General features: G+C 60.0%; 14 protein-coding genes. 9 read left to right on the top strand and 5 right to left on the bottom strand.

Features of this window, described 5'->3' with window-relative positions:
- Positions 1-3 precede the first annotated feature (3 nt).
- Entirely contained in the window at positions 4-477 is a 474-nt protein-coding gene (locus AS026_RS32465; RefSeq protein WP_018857467.1) for an Lrp/AsnC family transcriptional regulator, read from the bottom strand.
- Between the two features lie 146 nt (positions 478-623).
- Here AS026_RS32465 and AS026_RS32460 point away from each other — a divergent pair, with 146 nt between their 5' ends.
- Positions 624-1,529 (top strand): DMT family transporter, encoded by a 906-nt coding sequence (locus tag AS026_RS32460; protein ID WP_062374611.1) that lies wholly within the window; start codon positions 624-626, stop codon positions 1,527-1,529.
- A gap of 57 nt (positions 1,530-1,586) precedes the next feature.
- Here AS026_RS32460 and AS026_RS32455 read toward each other — a convergent pair whose 3' ends face one another.
- Together AS026_RS32455 and AS026_RS32450 are read right to left on the bottom strand one after the other, a co-directional pair.
- The gene (locus AS026_RS32455; protein WP_062374609.1) at positions 1,587-2,108 is read right to left on the bottom strand and encodes a GNAT family N-acetyltransferase; all 522 of its coding nucleotides are present in this window, start codon (positions 2,106-2,108) and stop codon (positions 1,587-1,589) included.
- Positions 2,109-2,114: 6 nt separating this feature from the next.
- Positions 2,115-3,779 carry an electron transfer flavoprotein-ubiquinone oxidoreductase gene (locus AS026_RS32450; protein WP_062374607.1) on the bottom strand — a complete coding sequence of 555 codons (1,665 nt, stop codon included), beginning with the start codon at positions 3,777-3,779 and terminating at the stop codon, positions 2,115-2,117.
- Between the two features lie 244 nt (positions 3,780-4,023).
- Between AS026_RS32450 and AS026_RS32445 the strand changes: the two genes are divergently transcribed.
- The 6 genes from AS026_RS32445 (at position 4,024) to AS026_RS43805 (ending at position 12,149) form a co-directional block, all read left to right on the top strand.
- Positions 4,024-4,812: an SDR family oxidoreductase gene (locus AS026_RS32445; protein WP_018857471.1), complete on the top strand. Its 789-nt coding sequence runs from the start codon at positions 4,024-4,026 to the stop codon at positions 4,810-4,812.
- 210 nt (positions 4,813-5,022) lie between these two features.
- The gene (locus AS026_RS32440) at positions 5,023-6,306 is read left to right on the top strand and encodes an efflux RND transporter periplasmic adaptor subunit (RefSeq protein ID WP_025659892.1); all 1,284 of its coding nucleotides are present in this window, start codon (positions 5,023-5,025) and stop codon (positions 6,304-6,306) included.
- A complete protein-coding gene (locus tag AS026_RS32435; RefSeq protein ID WP_062374604.1) occupies positions 6,303-9,419 on the top strand; it encodes an efflux RND transporter permease subunit in 3,117 nt (1,038 codons plus the stop codon). The genes AS026_RS32440 and AS026_RS32435 overlap by 4 nt, the downstream gene beginning before the upstream one ends.
- A 164-nt stretch (positions 9,420-9,583) precedes the next feature.
- Positions 9,584-10,876, top strand: coding sequence for an Hsp70 family protein (locus AS026_RS32430; RefSeq protein ID WP_018857474.1), 1,293 nt, complete (start codon positions 9,584-9,586; stop codon positions 10,874-10,876).
- A gap of 59 nt (positions 10,877-10,935) precedes the next feature.
- A complete protein-coding gene (locus AS026_RS32425) occupies positions 10,936-11,808 on the top strand; it encodes a uracil-DNA glycosylase family protein (RefSeq protein WP_025659894.1) in 873 nt (290 codons plus the stop codon).
- Between the two features lie 149 nt (positions 11,809-11,957).
- Positions 11,958-12,149, top strand: a complete 192-nt coding sequence (locus AS026_RS43805; protein ID WP_018857476.1) for a hypothetical protein — start codon at positions 11,958-11,960, stop codon at positions 12,147-12,149.
- A gap of 46 nt (positions 12,150-12,195) precedes the next feature.
- Here AS026_RS43805 and AS026_RS32415 read toward each other — a convergent pair whose 3' ends face one another.
- Entirely contained in the window at positions 12,196-13,077 is an 882-nt protein-coding gene (locus tag AS026_RS32415; RefSeq protein WP_082728644.1) for a hypothetical protein, read from the bottom strand.
- Between the two features lie 214 nt (positions 13,078-13,291).
- Positions 13,292-14,221, bottom strand: coding sequence for a DMT family transporter (locus tag AS026_RS32410; protein WP_062374602.1), 930 nt, complete (start codon positions 14,219-14,221; stop codon positions 13,292-13,294).
- A 280-nt stretch (positions 14,222-14,501) separates the two neighbouring features.
- Between AS026_RS32410 and AS026_RS44070 the strand changes: the two genes are divergently transcribed.
- Together AS026_RS44070 and pepN are read left to right on the top strand one after the other, a co-directional pair.
- Positions 14,502-15,614, top strand: coding sequence for a methyl-accepting chemotaxis protein (locus AS026_RS44070; RefSeq protein WP_062374600.1), 1,113 nt, complete (start codon positions 14,502-14,504; stop codon positions 15,612-15,614).
- A 171-nt stretch (positions 15,615-15,785) separates the two neighbouring features.
- On the top strand, positions 15,786-18,434 hold the full coding sequence (gene pepN / locus AS026_RS32400) for an aminopeptidase N (RefSeq protein ID WP_062374598.1): 2,649 nt from the start codon (positions 15,786-15,788) through the stop codon (positions 18,432-18,434).
- The last annotated feature ends 68 nt before the right edge of the window (positions 18,435-18,502 follow it).

Raw genomic sequence — 18,502 nt, 5'->3', positions numbered from 1 at the left:
TTTCTATTTCAGTTCCGGCAGCTTCAGCGCTCCGTGGGTTTTCATGCTGCGAATGGCAAAGTTCGAGCGGATATCGCTGACATTCGGCAGGGTCAGCAGCGTGTCCGTCAGCAGCCGCTCATAGGCTGCGAGATCCTCGACCACCACCTCCGCAAGAAAGTCGGCCGTTCCCGATATTAGAAAACACGACACCACCTCGGGAATGGCGAGCAACGCCGCCTCCTGCGCCTGCGCGTTCTCGCGGCTGTGATGGGCGACCTTGAGCTCGACGAAAACCGTCAGGCCGAGACCGACTTCCTTGCGGTCGATATCGGCGCGGTAGCCGCGGATTACGCCGGTCTTTTCCAGATTGCGGATACGCCGCAGACAGGGGGACGGCGACAAATTGACCTTTTCGGCAATCTCCACGTTGGTCGCCCGGGCATCCTCCTGGAGGCATTCCAATATCGCCAGATCGAATTTATCAAGATTTGGCATGTTCGATAAAATCCTTTGGCGTGATTGGCAGATAATTGCTCATACCAGTATTCTGGCGGCATAGATAGCAAGGACATGCTTCGCCGTTTCCGCTTATTCTTCTCTCAACCGGACAGCAATCCGGACTATCACGAGAGGAGAGATCGATGAGCGCCGTTACCTTCACGAACAATGAAAAGTCCACGTCGACATCTGTCGGATATGCCGGCGCCGTCGTCACCGTCCTCATTTGGGCAGCGTGGATCCTGGCGACGCGTCACAGCGCGGCGACGCAGCTTGGCACGATCGATATCGGCCTGATCCGCTACGGTATTCCGGTGCTTGTTCTGGCGCCCGTCTGGCTGAAGACTGGATTGCTGCCGAAAGGCGTGCCGCTCCGCCTGCTTGCCACGATGGTCGCGGGCGCTGGCGCCGTTTTCTTCCAGCTGACCACGTCGGCCATTCACTCGACCCCGGCATCCGCCGCCGGCATTCTGCTCGGGGGCTCCATGCCACTTGCCACTGCGCTGATCGGCGTCATCGTCTTCCGGGAACGACCGGACTTCATGCGCGTGCTCGGTCTTGCCGCGATCGTCGGCGGCGTTGCCATCCTACTGGTCCGCAGTCTCGCCGGTGCGGCACTACCCTGGACCAGCTTTGTTTTGCTACCGATGGGAGCGATCCTATGGGCAAGCTACACGCATGCCTTTCGCCGCTCCGGCCTGACGGCTCTGCAGGCCAGCGCGCTCATCGCCATCTGGTCATTTCTCATCCACATCGGTCTGGCCGTCGCCTTCGGTACGTCGATTGCCAGCGCACCACTTGGTGAGGTCGGCTTGCAGGTACTGAGCCAAGGCGTGCTGTCCGGCCTTGCTGCCACGGTCGCCTACGGCCTTGCGGTTCATGCGCTGGGCGGCACCCAGGCAGCTGCCTTCACGGCAATCACGCCGGTGCTGGCAACGATGGGCGGCGGCCTATTGCTTGGGGAGGAAATCGGCATCGCCGAGATTGCCGCCGCTGTTATCACCGGGCTCGGCGTAGCACTCTCGACCGGCATCGCCTCACGCCGATAGCAACTCCGCAGTTCGGGTCGGCGGCCAATCGCCGGCTCACTCTATTGTTCCATGCCGCTATCGCTTCAGCGTAAGAAGCATCGCAACCCGTCGTTCCGGATCCATCCCAACCGCGATTTCGTGATCCAGCTTTTTCTTCAGGAAGTGCGGAACGGCTTCGACACTCGGCAGCACAAAGCCGAGGGAGGCGTAGAAGGGCGCGTTGAACGGAACGTAGCGATCCGTTGTCAGCGTCAGTGCCGATAGCTGACGCTGCTGCGCCATCTCGATTGCAGCCGACATCAGACGCCGCCCGACACCCCTGCGCTGCCAATCCCGGCAGACATCCAGTTCGATCACATAGAGCGTGCCTTCGATTTCCTCGACCGCGAGAAAGCCGACCGGACAGTCGCCGTCATCGGCGGCAACGAGCAGCAGGCCCGCATCGAGCGACCCCCGCAACAAATCGTGTGGCAGCGTGTGCGCTTCCCTGATAACACCGAGCGCCTCCGCCAGCGTCGCGAAGGCATCGAGCTCGATCTCAGTCAGGCGCGGCAGCTCATCGAGACGCGCCTGCCGTATGGCGCAGGCGTTGCTCACTGCTTCTTACATATTCGGATAGACCGGCCCCTCGCCGCCCTGCGGCGGCACCCAGTTGATGTTCTGGTTGGGGTCCTTGATGTCACAGGTCTTGCAGTGGACGCAGTTCTGGGCGTTGATGACAAAGGTCTCTTGCCCATCCTTCTCCACCCATTCGTAAACGCCGGCCGGACAGTAGCGCGTCGAAGGACCGGCATAGATGTCGTGCTCGGACGACTTCTGGAGCGCCATGTCCTTCACCTGCAGATGCACCGGCTGGTCTTCCTCGTGGTTGGTGTTCGACAGGAACACCGAGGACAGACGGTCGAAGGTGAGAACGCCGTCGGGTTTCGGGTAGGCGATCGGCTTGTGCTTGGCGGCCGGCTCCAGCGAGGCCGCATCCGTCTTGCCGTGCTTCAGCGTACCGAAGATCGAAAGGCCGAAGAGCTGGTTCGTCCACATGTCGAAACCGCCGAGCGCCACGCCGATTGCCGTGCCGAACTTCGACCACAGCGGCTTGACGTTGCGCACCCTCTTCAGGTCCTTGCCGATGTCGCTCGAGCGCCACTCGTTCTCGATCTCGACCACCTCGTCATTGGCGCGACCGGCGGCAATCGCCGCGGCGATCCGGTTCGCTGCCATCATGCCCGACAGCACGGCATTGTGGCTGCCCTTGATGCGCGGCACGTTGACGAAGCCCGCCGAGCAGCCGATCAGCGCGCCGCCAGGGAAGCTGAGCTTCGGTACAGCCTGATAACCGCCCTCGGTGATCGCACGCGCACCATAGGACAGCCGTTTGCCGCCCTCGAAGGTCGTGCGGATCGCCGGATGCGTCTTGAAGCGTTGGAACTCCTCAAAGGGATAGAGATAGGGGTTCTTGTAGTTCAGGTGGACGACGAAGCCGACGGCAACGAGATTGTCTTCGAGGTGGTAAAGGAAGGAGCCGCCACCGGTCTTCATGCCGAGCGGCCAGCCGAACGAGTGCTGCACTAGGCCCTGCTTGTGGTGCTCGGGCTTCACCTGCCAGAGTTCCTTGATGCCGATCCCGAACTTCTGCGGCTCACGCCCCCTAGACAGATCGAACTTGGTGATCAGCTGCTTGGCAAGCGAACCGCGGACCCCCTCGCCGATCAGCACATACTTGCCTGTTAGCGCCATGCCGCGGGTGTAGTTCGGGCCGGGCTCGCCGTTCTTCTCGATGCCCATGTCGCCGGTGGCGACGCCGATGACGGCCCCCTCGTCGTTGTAGAGCACCTCGGTCGCGGCAAAACCCGGATAGATCTCGACGCCGAGTTCTTCCGCCTTGGTGGCGAGCCAGCGACAGACGTTGCCAAGCGAAACGATGTAGTTGCCGTGGTTGCTCATCAGCGGCGGCATCATGAAATTCGGCAGGCGCACCGAGCCCGCCGGGCCGAGCACCAGGAAGTGGTCGTCCGTCACTTCGGTCTTGAACGGATGATCAGCCTCTTGGCGCCAGCCAGGCAGCAGACGGTCGATGCCGATGGGATCGACGACGGCACCTGACAGGATGTGCGCGCCGACCTCAGCCCCCTTCTCGAGCACGACGACCGACAGTTCCGGATTGACCTGTTTCAGGCGGATCGCAGCCGACAACCCCGCAGGGCCGCCACCGACGATCACAACGTCGAATTCCATGCTTTCGCGCTCGGGCAGTTCAGTCGTATCGGTCATGCATCATCTCCGCTCGGCCGACATCGCGGCCACATTCCCCGTGATGGGGTTATCTCTTGGCAAAACAGAGCTCTATTGTCGAGCCGGGAAACGACAGCGAATCCCCCAATTCGCGCAACAGCATTTCTAGCGCCAGATAAATATATGCAGCTTACGTAAACGTCAAATTATAAACAGTGCCAGACGCCGCTTTCGTCTCCCGTCGGCGCGCCGTATAGAAAGACGGACAAATGGAGAAATTGACATGGATCTGGGCATCAAGGGCAAGCGCGCACTCGTTCTGGCATCGTCGCGCGGATTGGGGCATGGCATCGCCGTGGCTTTGGCACGTGAGGGCGCGAACGTTCTTCTCTGCGGCCGCAGCGGCGAGACGCTGGAGGCAAACTGCCGCGCCATCAACGCCGAAGGAAATGGCAAGGCGGATTGGATCTGGGCCGATCTCTCGGACGAGAATTTCGTCGAGACCGTGACCGCCGCCGTGCATGAAAAGCTTGGTGGCATCGATATCCTGGTCAACAATACCGGCGGCCCCACGCCAGGAACGACGCAGGACATGACGCCCGAGAAACTGGAGACCTATTTCTTCTCCATGGTGCTGCGGGTGATCGCGCTCACCAACGCATTGTTGCCATCCATGAAGGAACAAGGCTGGGGGCGCATTCTCACTGTCGCGTCGTCGGGCGTCATCGAACCGATCACCAACCTCGCTCTTTCGAACACGCTGCGCCCCGCCCTCGCCGGTTGGAGCAAGACGCTGGCAACGGAGATCGGACGCTTTGGGGTCACGTCAAACCTTCTGCTTCCCGGGAGCATTCTGACCGGCCGCACCGACGAGGTAGATGGGGCGGCCGCCAAGCGCACCGGCAAGAGCCTCGATGAAATCCGCTCTGCCAAGGAGGCCGCAATCCCCGTCGGTCGCTATGGGACGGTCGAAGAGTTCGCTGCAACCGCCGCCTTTCTTTGCAGCCAGCCCGCGAGCTACATCACGGGCAGTCTTGTACGCTGCGACGGCGGAGCGGCGCGATCCGTCTGATTGAAAAGGGGAAATTGGGAAAGTGTCGGCTACGGCGGATCGCCGATGCCCAACAAATGGTATTTCAGATCATTCTTTCATTACAAAAATTTAAGCCATTATAACCACTTAGTGATGGTCGGTTCGGCAATTGTGTCTTTTTTGCGCCGTAATAGACGTGGTTCAATAGAGCCTTGATTTTCGCGCAACTCGCCCAAACCGGTCTCGCATATGAAGAAACTTTTGATCACGGCCTGCATTATAGCTGCTGCCAGCGTTGGCGCTTGGCAATACAGGGAACGAATCCCGTATCTTTCGCAATTTTTGCCCCACGGTCAGCCGCAGGCCGATGCCGCCGACGGCGGCCACCAAACGGCGGGCGATGCATCGCAGAAATCCGGTGATCAGAAGGGCGGCAGCAAGGGTCGCAACCGCAACGGCGGACCAACGCTGGTCAAGACTGTCGCAGCAGTGGAGACCGTCCTGCCCCGAGACGTCACAGCCTCCGGCTGGGCGGATGCGGACGACAACACCACTATCGCGGCCCAGGAACAGGGGATCGTTACGCAGATCCTCGCCTCGGACGGCGCCACCGTGAAACAGGGAGATCTGATCGCCAAACTCGATGCCCGCACCGCACAGGCAACTGTCGACAAGGACAGCGCCATGGTCGTCCGCGACCAGGCAACCCTGGCGGAGTCCGAAACGGCGCTGGCACGCGCCAATGACCTTTTGAGCTCAAAGGCCGGCACACAGCAAAGCTATGACCAGGCAAAGGCGGCCCGCGATACGGCAGCCGCGACCGTGGAGGCCGATAAGGCCGCGCTTGCCGTCGATCAGGTCCTGCTTGAGCATACCGATATTCGCGCGCCCTTCGACGGACGCCTTGGCGATATCGCCGTGAGCCCAGGTGCCTTTGTGAACGCCGGCTCCGCGATCGTGACGATCGCAAAGTACGATCCGATCTACGTGAAATTCCACCTGCAGGAACGCGACCTCCGGCAGTTGAAGCTTGCACTTGCCGCAGGTCCGGTGGACGTCAGCACCGTTCCTCAATCCGACAAGGCCAAGCCACGTCAGGGCCATATCAGCTTTTACGACAACACCGTCGATCCTGCGTCCGGCACAATTCTCGCGAAGGCGAAGTTTGAGAACGCGTCCGGCGCTTTATGGCCCGGGCAATCGGTCAACATCGTTGTCCACTTCAACAACAATGAACAGCAGGTCGTGGTCCCGACCGTTGCTGTCAGTCCCGGCGCCGACGGCTTCTTCGCCATTGTCGCGCGCGACGGCAAGGCTCATGTGACGCCCGTCACCGTGGCGCGCGCGAACGGGGGTTTCACCGCCGTCTCGCAAGGCCTGTTTGAGGGCGATCACGTCATCATTGAGGGACAGGCGCAGCTGGTCGACCAGCAGCCGGTCAAGGAGCAGTTCGACGACAAGGCATTGAACGTCGCCTCGGCTAACCAAGCCGCAGGCAAAACCGAAATCATCACAGCGGGCACGGAAGAATGATACCGAATTTCTGTATCCGACGTCCTGTCGCAACGACGCTGCTTGCCATCGGCGTCGTGCTGGCCGGCCTTGCCGGCTATCAGCTCGTACCGGTGGCAGCCCTGCCGCAGGTCGACTTCCCGACGATCAACGTCTCGGCCGCGCTGACCGGCGCTTCACCGCAGACGATGGCGACTTCGGTCTCCACGCCGCTGATCAAGCAGTTCCAGACCATTCCCGGCATCAGCGAAATCAGCGCCACGAACTCGCTCGGCAACACCAGCATCGTTCTGCAGTTCGATCTCAATCGCAACATCGATGCGGCAGCAGCCGATGTTCAGGCAGCGATCTCGCATGCCACGCGGCAATTGCCCGACAACATGACGACGCCGCCAAGCTACCGCAAGACCAACCCCGCCGATGCGCCGGTCATGCTGCTTGCCGTGCAGAGCGACACCATGCCTCGCAGCAAGCTCGACGAGATCGCCGAGGACATTATTTCGCCGTCCCTTTCGACGCTTCCCGGTGTGGCGGAAGTTTCGGTCTTCGGTGCACAGACCTACGCGGTCCGGGTCGAGGTCGATCCCAACAAGCTTCTCAACCGCGGCATCGGTATCGATACCGTCAACCAGGCGCTGGTCGCTGCCAACAGCCAGGTTCCCGTCGGCTCCCTGCAGAACAACTCGCAAAGCATGACAATCAATGCGGACACTCAGCGGACCAATGCCGACGAGTTCCGTACGCTTGTCATTGCCAATCCCAACGGCGCACCGATCCACCTCGGCGACGTCGCCGACGTGCAGGACAGCGTTCAGAACCAGAATACCGGCAGCTGGTACGACGGCAACCGCAGCATCATTCTTGCCATTCAACGCCAGCCCGATGCCAATACCGTCGAGGTCGTCGACGCAATCAGGGCGAAGCTGCCGGGTCTGCACGCCGAAATCCCCGCCTCTGTTTCGACAAAGGTCATGAACGACTCTGCGCAGCCGATCAAGGACGCGATCAAGGACGTGAAGTTTACGCTGCTCCTGACGATCGGCCTCGTCGTCCTGGTCATCTACCTCTTTACTGGTCACCTGACGGCGACGATCATTCCGGGCCTTGCCGTGCCGCTTTCGCTGATTACCACCTTCGGCATGATGTACGTGCTCGGATACAGCATCGACAACATCTCGCTGCTCGGACTGACGCTCGCAGTCGGCCTTGTCGTCGATGACGCGATCGTCATGCTGGAAAACATTCTCCGGCATGTCGAGGAAGGGATGCCGGTTCTCGATGCGGCGATCAAAGGCGCCGGCGAAGTCAGCTACACCATCATTTCCATGTCCGTGTCACTGATTGCCGTCTTCATTCCGATCCTGTTGATGGGCGGCGTCGTCGGCCGCATCTTCAACGAGTTCGGCATGGTCGTTGCGATCGCGATCGTCGCCTCCGCGATTGTCTCGCTCACAGTGACGCCGATGCTGGCATCACGGCTCGGCAGTGGCCACGACCGCCCGCCCTTCTTCATCCGTTGGTTCGATGCCGGTTTCGAGCGGACACTCAGAGGATATGAAAAATCGGTCGGCTGGTGCCTGAAGCATCGTCCAGCCGTCCTCGCCCTGTTCGTGGCGTCGGTTGGCGTGACTGTCTATCTCTTCATGACGCTGCCATCCAGCTTCTTCCCCACTGAAGATATTGGCCGCCTTAACATCTCGACGCGCGCACGCCAGGACATCTCCTATCCGGCGATGCAAGCGTTGCAGAACCAGGCAGCGGAACTCGTGAAGCAGAATCCCGCCGTCAATCACGTGATGTCGATTGTCGGCGGCAACGCACGCAGTCCGTTGAACAACGGCACGATGTTTGTCGAACTCAAGGACAAGGATCAGCGTCCACCGCTTGAGCAGACGTTACGGGAATTGCGGGCGAGCATCGGCAAGATTCCTGGGCTGCAGGCCTACATCACGCCGCAACAGAGCCTCCGCTTCGGCGGCCGTCAGACGGCGAGCCAATACCAGCTCGTCGTTCAGGCGCTGAGCGCCGATCAGACAAACGTCTGGGCAGACAAGATCCAGCAGGCCATGCGTTCCGATCCGCGTTTCACCGACGTCGCCTCAGATGCGCAGAACAATGCCCTGCAGGCCAATATCCTCGTCGACACGGAGAAGGCGGCAGCCTTCGGGATTACCGACGGACAGCTGCGGACGACCCTGCAGGAAGCCTTTGGCGGATACACCGCCGCCCAGATCCAGTCGACCGGCGACAGCTATGACGTGATCGTCGAGTACGATACGAGCAAGCCCTGGGACGACCAGAAGCTTCAGGAAATCCGCGTCGCTTCAAGCAACGGCGCCCTCGTTCCCTTGTCCAACTTCGCAAGGGTAGAACGCACGACGGGGCCGGTGACGATCAACCAGACCGGTCAGCTGGTCTCGACGACAGTCTCCTTCAACCTGCCAGCCGGCGAAGCGCTTGGCGATGCCACGGCGGCGATCGACCAGATCAAGAAAGACATCAACATGCCAGCGGACGTTTTCACGTCCTACGGTGGCACGGCGCAGATATTTGAGCAGTCCCAGGGCAACACGCCGCTGTTGATCCTGGCGGCAGTGCTGACGATCTACGTCGTGCTGGGTGTCCTCTACGAAAGCTTCATTCATCCGCTGACGATCCTTTCCGGCTTGCCGGCCGCGGCACTCGGTGCCCTGCTGGCGTTGAAAGTGATGGGCTTCGATCTTTCGATCATCGCGCTCATCGGCCTGCTGATGCTGATCGGTATCGTCAAGAAGAATGCGATCATGATGATCGACGTGGCGCTGGAGAACCTGCGCTCCGGCAACGGCATGTCGCCGTCGGAGGCGATTCATGAAGCCTGCGTTCGACGCTTCCGCCCGATCATGATGACGACCTTCTGCGCCCTCCTCGGCGCGCTTCCCATCGCTCTCGGGACCGGTGCAAGCTCGGAACTGCGCCAGCCGCTCGGCATTGCCGTCGTTGGCGGTCTCGTCGTGTCGCAAGCATTGACGCTTTTCATCACCCCGGTGATCTTCGTCGAAATGGGCAGGCTTAGCGATTGGCTCCTCAGCTTTGGACGGAAGAAGAAGACCGAGCACGATGAGGAGATACCTCAGGCATTGGCCGCCGAGTAGGGAACAAGCGGGCGCCATTTGGCGCCCGCTCCATTTTTCACTTCAAGCCTTGAACAACGGCGGCCTCTATGGCATCACGCGCCCTCCTTGGGCGCGTTGTTTCGCGCCTTAGCGGAGCTTGGCCTCCGTTCCCAAAAAAACAATCGACTTGATGAGGTGCGGGCATGGCTCAGGCGCTAGGATTCGACTTCGGCACGACGAACACGGTTTTGGCCACGGCTGACGGGCCGACAACGCATTCAATGGCCTTTACGAGTGCGGCCGGAACTGCCGACAGCATGCGTACTGCCCTTTCCTTCATGAAGGATCCGCAACTCGGCACGTCTGCCCTGAAGGTCGAGGCCGGCCACGCGGCAATCCGGCAATTCATCGATAACCCCGGGGACTGCCGGTTCCTGCAGTCGATCAAGACCTTTGCGGCAAGCGCGCTCTTTCAGGGCACCCTCGTCTATGCGAAGCGCCACAGTTTCGAGGACCTGATGGAGGTCTTTATCAGGCGCCTCCGGAACTATGCCGGCGACAACTGGCCGTCCGACGTCAAGCGTATCGTCACCGGCCGCCCCGTGCATTTTGCCGGCGCGAACCCTGACCCTGCGCTGGCGACCCAGCGCTATAACGAGGCGCTGTCCCGCTTCGGCTTTCCGGAGGTTCACTACGTCTACGAACCGGTGGCCGCCGCGTTCTACTTCGCGCAGAACCTGAAATCCGATGCGACGGTTCTCGTCGCCGACTTCGGCGGCGGTACGACCGACTATTCGCTTATCCGGTTTGAAACGGTGGCCGGCAAACTGACGGCGACCCCGATCGGTCATTCGGGTGTCGGGATCGCCGGCGATCACTTTGACTATCGCATGATCGACAACATCGTCGCCCCTCAGATCGGCAAGGGGAGTCATTTCAAGAGTTTCGACAAAATCCTTGAAGTCCCGACGAACTACTACTCGAGCTTCGGTCGCTGGAACCAGCTCTCCATCTTCAAGACGTCGCGCGAATTCGAGGATCTCAAGAAGCTTGTGCGCACGGCGCTCGAGCCCGAGAAGCTCGAGACCTTCATCGATCTCGTCGACCACGATGAAGGTTACCCGCTCTATCAGGCTGTATCCGCGACGAAGATGGCGCTCTCCGCTTCGGACGAAGCAGCATTCGACTTCGCGCCCCTCGGCCGCGGAGGCCACCTGACGATTCGACGGGCCGATTTCGAAAGCTGGATTGCAGATGATCTCGTACGGATCGAAGGCGCACTCGATGACGTGCTGGAAAGGACGAACACGACATCCGGCATGATCGACAAGGTGTTCCTCACCGGAGGCACGTCGTTTGTCCCGGCTGTGCGCCGCATCTTCACCGAGCGCTTCGATAAGGACCGCATCGAGACCGGCGGCGAACTGCTTTCCATCGCCCACGGCTTGGCGTTGATTGGCGAACGTGAGGACATCACGCAATGGACGGTGCAATAGGTCGTCTCCGGCCTATCGTGCTCTTTCATTGACGTCTCGGCTTCGCTAAGGTCACCGTTATGATCTCCGTCAGCGAACTCTCTCCGGGCGAACTCGCCGCGCTTCTGCATTTCCATGCCGAAGCCGGCGTGGAATGGCTGCTCGAGGAGGAAGCTGTCGATCGCTTTGCTGAGTTCGAGGCAATGAAAGCGGCAAGGCGAAGCACGGTCCCTTCGCCGCAGACTGCTGACGTTCGGGAGTCCACGGCCCGCCCGGCGGCTCAGACCACACAAAGGAACGCTCCCGCCCCCGAGCGTGCAGCCCAGCGGCCGCAGCCTTCGGTCCCGGATGGCGAGGCCGTGCAGCAGGCACGCTTCGCCGCCGAGAGCGCCCGTTCGCTTCAGGAACTGAAAACGGCGCTCGAGGCATTCAACGGATGCAATCTCAAGCACAGCGCACGCTCGACGATCTTCGCCAGCGGTGATGCGGCCAGCGGGATCATGGTGATCGGTTCGGCGCCAGGGGCGGACGATGATCGTGAAGGCCAGCCCTTCTCCGGACGGCCTGGCCAACTGCTCGACAAGATGCTCGGGGCAATCGGTCTGCAGCGCGACGCCATATTGCTGACGCAGGTCATTCCCTGGCGACCACCGGGCAATCGCATTGCGTCGACCGCCGAAATGGATATTTGCCGTCCTTTCATCGAGCGGCAGATTGCTCTTGCCGAGCCGAAGGCGATTCTCGTACTCGGCAACTTTGCCGCCAGGGTCTTTTTTGGCGAAACCGATACGATTCACGGGTTGCGCGGGCAATGGCGAGAGATTGCGGTCGGAAACCGCATTATTCCTGCGATTGCGACATTGCACCCTCAGGATCTATTGACGGCACCAGTCAACAAACGATTGGCCTGGAACGATCTTTTGGCTTTTCAGGCCAAACTGGCAGCGCTCTGACGTGCCCTGAAAATAGGCAAATACAAATCTTTTGTGAAAACACCTATGCGATTTTCGCATATCTGCCGTTTATTCTAATGCATTGAAAAGTTCATGTTGCAGTGCAATATATTGCTGTGTCTTGGGAGGAATCAACAGGAACCAAGGCAATGACTGCACGTTTTCGTCCTATACACTGTGGGTTTGAAACCCTTCGCCTTGCTAGCGAGCAAGGCCGCACAACGCAAAGCTACAGCCGCATTGGCTTCGCCACGAACGAGCAAATGGTTGCTCGCGGGACTGGCGCCAGCGGACGCATCGCGCGTCCCGCCATGATCTTTGCGGACTTTCAGCAATACTGAGGCCGAGGCTGGCATTTGCTGGCCTCTTGTCGCGTTGCCTGCCTGATCAATTCTCACCGACCTGGATCCTCGACGGGCCGCGCGCCTCGCAGCGGAACGCGTCGTCCACATAGGCGAACTTGATCGCTTGCCACCGACTGTATTGCTCGACAAACGAACGCGACATCCAGAGCACGGGTTTCTTGTCGATCGTGTCCCAACCAATGCATCCTTGCTGCGCCGCCCTGGCGAAAAGCCGCTGCAAGTGCGTACGCGATATCATGAAATCCGCCGCCAGTGCGCGACTGTCAACATGACCGACCACGACGCGCTCGGGATCGTCGCCGTCCAGATCGATCCGCGAGACAAGATGATCGACGATCAGTCCGCCAGCGTCGTTCCACTGGAAGAGCGCCACATGCTCTGGGGGCTCTCTCCACTGGGGATCCTGGAGGCAATTGAGTGCAATTCGCGGCTGCATGACGCGGATCAGTTCCGGGTGAGCCTCAACATGGGCAACCCGGCTTCCGCCGTCCAACAGATCGAGAGCGCCCAGATTGGAGACCAACCAGCCAAACATCGCCTGATGACTGATTTCCGTCGGCTCGAACTGGCGGGGACGTCGGCGCTCGGCTCCGGGCGCATAGGCGATGAAGCGGTAGGTGACGAGTTCGTCGATAAAGCTCAACACCGTGTTGCGGCTGGCCACCTTGTGCGATGTGATCTCGCGCGTCAGCCGAACCGCCGTGAAGCCCGACGTGGGTTCTGCGGGATTGCGCTCCATGGCAAGCGCATAGGCAGTCTGCGTCAGCAACCAGCGTTGTTGTGAAGCAAGCAAACGCGCCAATCGCGGGCCGGTGTTGAACATGCCGCGCATACGCCCCGCATGGAAGCGGAGGGCCAGGATGAACTTCGGGTTCGCAACCAAGTCTTCGGCACTAAGAGGCATTTTTCTCCCGACGCGCGTATCCGGCGTCGGCACTCCCCAGGCACCAGGACGTCCGACCAGCCCATAACATGCGCATTTGCGAATAAATGATGCTTCGTCAAGTTCATAAGACGCAAGAACTGTTCGGATGTCGTTCACTATTTCGTTTGAATTTCTCCCGCAAGACGCGAGAACTTCCGTTGCGTCGTCGCAAAGCTGCGATTGCAGGCGGCCTTCAGGATCCGGCCTGCCGTGCCTCACGGCGCTCCAGATCCAACTGGTGCTCGCGGTAGATGATAAATATTCCGGCCGCCACGACAATTGCTGTCCCCAGGAGTGTGGCCCCGCTTGGGATATCGCCGAACACGAAATACGCGACGACACCGCCGATGACGATCGATGTGTACTCGAACGGCGCAACCGTCGAGACATCAGCGTGCCGGTAGCTCTCCGTCAACAGGATCTGCGCCACGCCCCCACAGAAGCCGGCCGCGATGAGAAGCAATTGCGGCGCCAGATCAAGGACCTGCCAGCCGAACGGCACTGTCACGAGTGAGAACACCGTGGCGGTGATCGAAAAATAGAGGACGATCGTGGCGGTCTTCTCTTCCTCGACCAATCGTCGCACCTGAATCATCGCCATGCCGCCGAGCACCGAAGCCAGCAACACCGTTAGCGCGCCAATCGCCTGCTCGGCATGGATCCCGCCCTCACGGAAAAGGGTCAGTTTCGGCCACGATATGATGGCCACGCCGACAATCCCGAAAAGTACGGCGCTCCAGCGGTAGATTCGGACAGTTTCCCCGAGAAACACAGCTGCGAAGATCACGGCGACAAGCGGCATCGCGTAGCCAAGTGCAATGGCTTCCGGCAGCGGCAGGTGCAGCAGCCCATAGAAGCCGAGCCCCATTGATATGATGCCGAGCGTTCCCCGCTTCAGATGACCGATCGGATTGGCCGTATAGAATGCCGATCGCAACTGGCCGCGATAGGCAAGGTAAGCCATGATGGGAAACAGTGCGAAGAAGGAGCGGCAGAACGTCACCTGCCCCGGCTGGATGTCACTGCCGGCGAGCTTGATGAAGGTCTGCATTGCCAGGAAAACAACCACCGAGCCGACCTTGAACGCAATACCCCTCATCGGGTTTCCCGTAGCCGACCGCATGTCTTGAACTCTTGGATTGCTGTTTGGAGGCAGGAGGACGCGCCAGACTCGGCACATCTCGACTGTGACAGTCGCCGGGCCGAATGAACAGATAGAAAATCGGAAAATTTCGATGCTCAATCAATCGGATCGCACAAATTTTCATCAAATCTGAGATGTGCCCAAAAATGTTCATCCGATGAGTGTCTGCCTTAACGCTTCGGAAACCATAGAATCGCATTGATTGGCCGATATTTCAGTCCTCTTTCTCTCAGCTTGCATAGCTATCGGGGCAATTTCCATGACGCAGCTCAAATCCAGGGACAACGATCAGCAACGGTTGACCGCCACACCACGGCTGATGCGTGCGGTAACGGAGGGAATCGGCACCGATCTTGAAAGTTTCAGCGCCGCGAACTCGCATGTGGTCAAGCAGATCAAGCTTCTTGCAATCAATGCGTTGATCGAAGCCGCCCGCGCCGGCGAAGCCGGGAAAGGCTTTGCTGTCGTTGCCAACGAGGTGCAGCGGCTGGCACAGGTCGCAAGCGACATTTCAGGGAAATTCGAAGGCAACGTCGTTGGGCGTATCGGGCATTCCCGCGTCATGGCGGAAGCGCTCGTGAACGAGATGGAGGGCGTAAGGCTTACCGATCTCGCCCAAACTCTCGTGCAACTGATCGTCCGCAATCTCTTCGAGCGAACCGCCGACGTGCGGTGGTGGGCGACCGATGCCGCGCTTTGGCAGGCGCTGCAGGAGCCGACAAAGGAAAGGGCGACCTTCGCTGCCCAACGACTTGGGGTCATCAATCGCTTCTACAGCGTCTATCTCGACCTCGTTTTGACAGATGCCTCAGGTCAGGTGATCGCCTCGGCAAACCCTGAATTTCGGCGCAAGACCGCCGGAAGATCGCTTGCAGGCGACGGCTGGTTCCAAGCATCCGTACGCTGCGCGTCGGGAGACGACTACATCGTCGACGATGTCCGCGACAGCCATCTGCATGGCAACCGCACCGCCCTTGTCTATGCAACGGCAGTGCGCGAGGGCGGCACGCTCCACGGCAAAACTCTCGGAACACTGGGTGTGTATTTTGACTGGCAGAAGCAGGGACAGGCGATCGTCGAAACCGAAGCCAACCTGCCTCCGCAGATAGCAGAGAAAACGACCGTGATGTTGCTCGATGGATCAAACAGGATCATCGCCTCCAGCAATCCCAACCTTCTCTTCAGCCATTTTGCGCTTCAGAACCAGGCAGGTACGGCCCGCGGTAGCTACTATGATAACAACGGCTCGATTGTCGCTTTCGCCAGGACACTCGGCTACGAGGATTACGATGGCTTGGGCTGGCATGGCGTCGTCGTTCAGCGGACTGAAGACGATGAGGCGATAAGGGCAACCCTCAACCTAAAATCCTAGTCACGGATCCGCCTAGATTTGGCCGTTCCGAGATCCTCCAAATCTGCCGTTGCCGCGATTTCGCTTTAACTTTGGTTCAGACTTTGGTGTAAAGATGCCTGTCAAAATTTGTGGCGGAGTGCCTACTCTGCGTACGAAGCACTCATCCGCTCAAGGTCTTCAGGGAACACCATGCGTACAGATACCGGCCAGGTCATCAATCTGGCAGACTACCAGCCCACCGAATTCGTTCTGGAACGCGTGGATCTGACCTTCGAACTCGATCCCACTGAAACCAAGGTTGAAGCACGACTGATTTTCCATCGCCGCGAGGGTGTCGATCCCAAGGCTCCGCTGGTGCTCGACGGCGATGAACTGACGCTGTCCGGCCTGTTGTTCGATCAGATGGAAATGCCGGCCGACCAATACACGGCGACGCCGGAAAGCCTGACGGTCCGCGATCTACCCGCATCCGATCCGTTCGAGCTGACGATCACTACGATCATCAACCCCGAAGCCAATACGAAACTGATGGGCCTTTACCGCACCGGCGGCATCTACTGCACGCAGTGCGAGGCTGAAGGTTTCCGGCGGATCACCTATTTCCTTGACCGTCCCGATGTTCTGGCGCCCTACACCGTCAACATCATTGCCGAAAAGGCCGCCAACCCGCTGCTGCTGTCGAACGGCAATTTCCTCGGCGGCGCGGGCTATGGCGAAGGCAAGCACTTCGCCGCCTGGTTCGATCCGCATCCTAAGCCGAGCTATCTCTTTGCGCTGGTCGCCGGCGATCTCGGCGTCATCGAGGATTCGTTCACGACGATGTCCGGTCGCGAGGTCGCCCTGAAGATCTATGTCGAGCACGGCAAAGAGCCGCGCGCCGCTTACGCGATGGACGCACTGAAGCGTTCGATGAAGTGGGACGAAGAGGTCTTCGGGCGCGAATATGATCTCGACATCTTCATGATCGTCGCCGTCTCCGACTTCAACATGGGCGCGATGGAGAACAAGGGCCTCAACGTCTTCAACGACAAGTACGTACTTGCCGATCCGGAAACGGCCACGGATAGCGACTACGCCAACATCGAAGCGATCATCGCCCACGAGTACTTCCACAACTGGACCGGCAACCGCATCACTTGCCGCGACTGGTTCCAGCTGTGCCTGAAGGAAGGCCTGACCGTCTTTCGTGATCACGAGTTCTCGGCCGACCAGCGCTCGCGCCCGGTCAAGCGCATCGCCGAGGTCCGCCACCTGAAATCCGAGCAGTTCCCAGAGGATGCAGGCCCGCTCGCACATCCTGTTCGACCGACAAAATACCGTGAAATCAATAACTTCTATACGACAACCGTCTACGAGAAGGGCAGCGAAGTCACGCGAATGATCGCGACGCTGCTTGGCAAGGAGACGTTCAAGAAGGGCATGGACCTCTACTTCGACCGTCATGATGGCCAGGCTGTCACGATCGAGGACTTTGTGAAATGCTTCAAGGATGCCAGCGGACGCGATCTCACACAATTCTCACTGTGGTACCATCAGGCCGGCACGCCGCTGGTTACGGCTTCCGGCTCTTACGATGCTGCCGCAAAAGCCTTCAGCCTCTCGCTCGAGCAAATGATCCCTGCAACCCCGGGTCAGTCCGACAAGCAGCCGATGCACATTCCGCTGAACCTGCAACTTTTTGCGGAGGATGGAGCAGCCATAGCGCCGACTTCCGTTGAAAGTGCGGAATATACCGGCACCATTCTGCATCTCACAGAGCGCACCCAAACGGCAGTATTCCACGGGATCCAGACGCGACCGGTGATCTCGATCAATCGCAGCTTCTCGGCTCCCATCAATCTCCATTTCGACCAGTCGCCTGCCGACCTGGCGCTGCTCGCCCGCCATGAGACGGACCATTTCGCGTGCTGGCAGGCCCTGACGGACCTTGCACTTCCGAACCTTTTGAAGGCCGCTCGCGATGCACGGGAAGGAAACCCCGTCGGTTGTGAGACAACCTTCGTCGACAGCCTCGTCGCCGCGGCGGCTGACGAGAGCCTGGAACCCGCCTTCCGCGCCCAGGCCCTGGCGCTGCCCAGCGAAGCCGATATTGCCCGCGAACTCGGGGGCAATAACGATCCGGACGCAATCCACGCCGGCCGCCAGGCAGTCATGAAACAGGTTGCCGACGCCGGACGCGACACGTTCGCTGCACTCTATCACTCGATGACGACGCCCGGCACCTTCAGCCCGGACGCAACGAGCGCGGGTCGCCGCGCCCTGCGCAACGCCGCGCTGACGTACCTCTCCTATGCCGAGAATTCGCCGGTACGCGCCAAGGCTGCCTTCGATGCCGCCAACAACATGACCGACCTGTTACATGCGCTGACGCTCCTTGCGCACCGTTTCCCAGACAGCGCGGAAGCTGCCGAAGCGTTGTCGACCTTCCGGGATCGGTTCTCCGAGAACGCCCTGGTCATCGACAAATGGTTTTCGGTGCAGGCAACGATACCAGGCGGCGGCACGCTCGATCGGGTGCTGAAGCTCATGGAGAACCCTCTGTTCAAGAGGACTAACCCCAATCGCGTCCGTTCATTGGTCGGCACCTACGCTTTTGCCAATCCGACAGGCTTCGGTCGGGCCGATGGAGAGGGCTACCGCTTCCTCGCACGCGAGATTCTCGACATCGACCGGCGCAACCCTCAGTTGGCCGCGCGCATTCTGACGTCGATGCGTTCCTGGCGCTCCCTGGAGCCGGTTCGACAGGACCATGCCCGCGCTGCCCTGCTGGAAATCGAACGCGCCGCGGAGCTTTCGACCGACGTCCGCGACATCGTGGAACGCACCCTGAAAGGGTGATTTGCTGTCGAAGGCCGCTGCGCTGGTCGCAGCGACCTTCTGACCGCCAAAGAAAATTCAGCATCTAG

It is taken from the genome of Rhizobium altiplani (genome assembly GCF_001542405.1).
Taxonomy (GTDB): domain Bacteria; phylum Pseudomonadota; class Alphaproteobacteria; order Rhizobiales; family Rhizobiaceae; genus Rhizobium; species Rhizobium altiplani.
This window is presented reverse-complemented; position numbering and strand designations above follow the sequence as displayed.